The organism is Robiginitalea sp. (genome assembly GCF_049588695.1).
Lineage (GTDB): Bacteria > Bacteroidota > Bacteroidia > Flavobacteriales > Flavobacteriaceae > Robiginitalea.
In genome coordinates this window covers 1-3254 of record NZ_JBAVZJ010000003.1, presented here as the reverse complement: position 1 = coordinate 3254, position 3254 = coordinate 1, and the positions used below count along the sequence as shown (strand labels likewise).

Sequence of the window (3254 nt, the reverse complement as noted above, 5' to 3'; positions counted from 1 at the left end):
GTCTACGGGGGCTTCGTTAAAAAAACAACCCTCCTTGTGGGAGATAAGGTTCGGAAAGGCCAGGTCGTTGCCGTGTTGGAGAACCCGGAGTTTCTCACCCTCCAACAGGAGTACATGGAAGTACGGGAAACCCTGCCCTATCTGAAATCTGAATTTGAACGTCAGCGAACCCTGTTTGAAGAACAAATCAGTTCAGAAAAAGGCTTTCTTCAGGCACAAAGCGCTTACAGGAGTGCTTCTGCCCGAAAAAGCGGGCTGGAAAAGCAGTTGTCCCTCCTGGGAATCCGGCCCGATGAACTGGAGCCCGATGCCTTGCGTTCTGAAATCGCCCTTTACGCCCCGATCAGCGGAAAAGTGACCCAGGTAAATATCAGTATGGGCAGTTATGTCTCCCGGGCTTCCGAAATGCTGGAGATCATCAATCCGGAACACTTACATCTCGAGCTCAGTGTTTTTGAGCAGGATATCGGGAAGGTTCGGGAGGGACAACCTATACGGTTTCGAATTCCCGAAGTATCGGATACCGAATACGAGGGCACAATCTATCTGGTCGGCAGCAGTATCGATGCGAACCGTACGGTACAGGTTCATGGACACCTCAATGAGGAGCACAAAGCCTCATTGCTTGTAGGAATGTTCGTACAGGCAGAAATCCTTGTGGGTACTGATGAGGATCCGGAGGCCGGATCTCCATTGTTTCTAGCCCTGCCGGAAGAAGCGATCGTGGCTGAGGACGAGGACCGCTATATTTTTATTCAGGAAGGAACCTCTGATGCCGGTTTGAGGTTTCGCAAAGTGATGGTAAAAACAGGACCTACCGCCCGGGGCCTGACAGCCCTTACCGATGCAGGAAGCCTGAGCAGTAAAGATAAGGTACTGGTTAATGGGGCCTTTCTGATCTCAGGTATGGAGCCCTGAAGCCACAAAGAGACCTTCGCCACAAGTGGCCCTCGGATTAAGGTGCGTATGTTCGCCGGTTATGACCTGAAAGACGCTTACGATTCTTATGAGTCCATGGTCACAGCAGGCAGTAACCAGGCGATACCCATGGGCGGTGATCTCCCTAAAAGCATGGGGCAAAGTCCGAAATTCATGGTATGGGCCATGAAGGATCCTATCGGCCCGAATCTGGATCGCATCCAAATCATCAAAGGATGGGTCGAAAAGGGCGAAATGAAAGAAAAGATCTATAACGTCGCGGTTTCTGATAACCGGAAAATTGCAGCCGATGGTTCCTCCCCTCTCAATGCGCCTGTCAATATAGAAACAGGGGCTTTTGACACGAGCCAGGGAAGTCCGGAGTTGAGCGCTGTTTGGGAAGACCCCTATTTTGACCCCGGTCAACAGGCCTTCTACTATTCACGGGTAATCCAATTACCCACAGCCCGTTGGACGCTCTGGGATGAAATCCGCGAAGGGGTTGCCTATCCGGAAAGTGTCGCCAAAACGTTACAGGAGCGGGCCTGGGGATCGCCAATCTGGTACAATCCAAACTAAACTTTAAATCTCAATGATATTGCAATCAAGTATAAGGGCCCAGGCTATGTTGGGTCAGATCTTTTTCAATGATAAAAACGGTTTGATGGCGCGATTCCAGGTCACTGTTGTTCTTCCCTCCAAAGCAGACAGGGAAGGGATCAGAAATCTTGGACAACAGACGGAGAAAAACCTGTAAGGCTATTTAAAAAGCTGTTGTGCAAAGGTTGTCAGGTACTCCCTCCATAGAGTCCAAACGTGCCCCCCACCGGTTTCGACATACTCATAGGGCATATTCAATGCATCCAGACGGTTGCGGTAGGCGGTTACCTCATCATATAGAAAATCCTCCCTCCCGATGCCGATCCAGTAAAGCGCATATCCGTTTTCCATTTGGGTCTTCAGGGTTTCATCCATGTTTTGAAAAACCGGGGCTTCTGCATTATTCCGAGGTGTTATCGCCGGTGAAAACAACCCGATATATTCAAATGTATTTGGGTGATAACGCGAAATATGGAGGCTGTGGAACCCTCCCATAGAAAGGCCGGCAACGGCGCGGTATTCTTTGTCTGCCTTTGCACGGTAATTGGACTCGATAAATGATATGATATCCCCAAAAGATGAGATATAGTCCCCTGCCATCATATTGGGCCTCATAAATGAAGGCTGTACAAGGGAGCCACTGGCTTTTCCGGGGGCCGCTTCGTCCTGGGCATTCCCGTTAGGCATTATAACAATCATGGGGTCTGCCTTTCCGGAGGCGATCAGATTGTCCAGGATTTGGGTGGCCCGGCCCAGGTCCGACCAGGCTTCTTCATCCCCACCCGCTCCGTGCAGGAGGTAGAGTACGGGGTACTCCTGATCAGAAGTCTCATAACCCGGGGGAAGATAAATGGTCATACGTCGCTTTTTCTCCAGGCCCGGAGAGTCATACCAGCGTTTGGTCACCGTACCATGTGGTACATTTTGAACACTGTAGAGATCCCCTTTATCCCCGGGTACGATAAAGATGTTGAAAACAGAGGCCACATCCCTGATCATATGTGCATTGGACGGGTCTATGGTACGAACCCCGTCCACGATGAAGTGATACCAGTACAATTCAGAGGGCAGGGATTCTGTGGTATAGGTCCAAATTCCGTCACCACCCTTCTCCAGGGCCGCTGTAGCCCTGCCATACCCTTCCCGGGGCATCCAGTCCCCTGTTACTTTGACTTGTTGCACATCCCGGGCTTTGAGGCGAAAGGTTACCCGGCCTGTTTCATCAACCTCAGGGGACCGCAGGGCTTCGTTCATCATGCTCTCCTGGGCCGGGGCCTGGAAAATCGCACTTATGATTAAGAAAATACTACAATAGAAATATGTTTTCATCTGTCTGGCTGTTTTGACTTTAGTTCTCGTTTTTTGGATTTCGTTCGTATTTCTCCACACGTCCATCCCTGATGACGCCCTCCCAGTTCAGGCCAAAGGTGAAGTCATAGGTATTCCCCTCAGTATCCGTATATGGAACCATGTCGTGAGGAACATCCTCTAATTGCTTTTCCACGGTCACCATATCCCTGGGCATTTGCATAGGGAGGAGGCCGGAGGGCTCCGAAGTCCCGGATACCATTTCCATCAGGGCTTCTACCTGAACTCCGAAGTCCACCAGGATGGCATCGACATCAGGCTCAATATCGGAAAAGACCATCGGATTCGTGGCGGTTGACAGGAGAATCACAGGCCTTTCACCCATTTGCTGCCTTGTTTTCCGAATGGTTTCAAGATCCGGGTAGCTA

3 protein-coding genes and 1 pseudogene are annotated in these 3254 nt (G+C 50.6%); 2 read left to right on the top strand and 2 right to left on the bottom strand.

The window, feature by feature from the left end; translation table 11 throughout:
- Together WBV75_RS00050 and WBV75_RS00045 are read left to right on the top strand one after the other, a co-directional pair.
- The coding region (locus WBV75_RS00050) for an efflux RND transporter periplasmic adaptor subunit (protein WP_424118622.1) at positions 1–918 on the top strand (918 nt) is incomplete at its 5' end.
- 15 nt (positions 919–933) lie between these two features.
- A pseudogene (locus tag WBV75_RS00045) lies at positions 934–1497 on the top strand (DUF3604 domain-containing protein); the annotation flags it as partial.
- A 180-nt stretch (positions 1498–1677) separates the two neighbouring features.
- Here the strand turns inward: WBV75_RS00045 and WBV75_RS00040 are convergent.
- Positions 1678–2847 carry an alpha/beta hydrolase gene (locus tag WBV75_RS00040; protein ID WP_424118621.1) on the bottom strand — a complete coding sequence of 390 codons (1170 nt, stop codon included), beginning with the start codon at positions 2845–2847 and terminating at the stop codon, positions 1678–1680.
- Positions 2848–2866: 19 nt separating this feature from the next.
- Positions 2867–3254 (bottom strand): glycoside hydrolase family 3 C-terminal domain-containing protein (locus WBV75_RS00035; protein WP_424118620.1); only part of this gene is annotated, 388 nt, incomplete at its 5' end.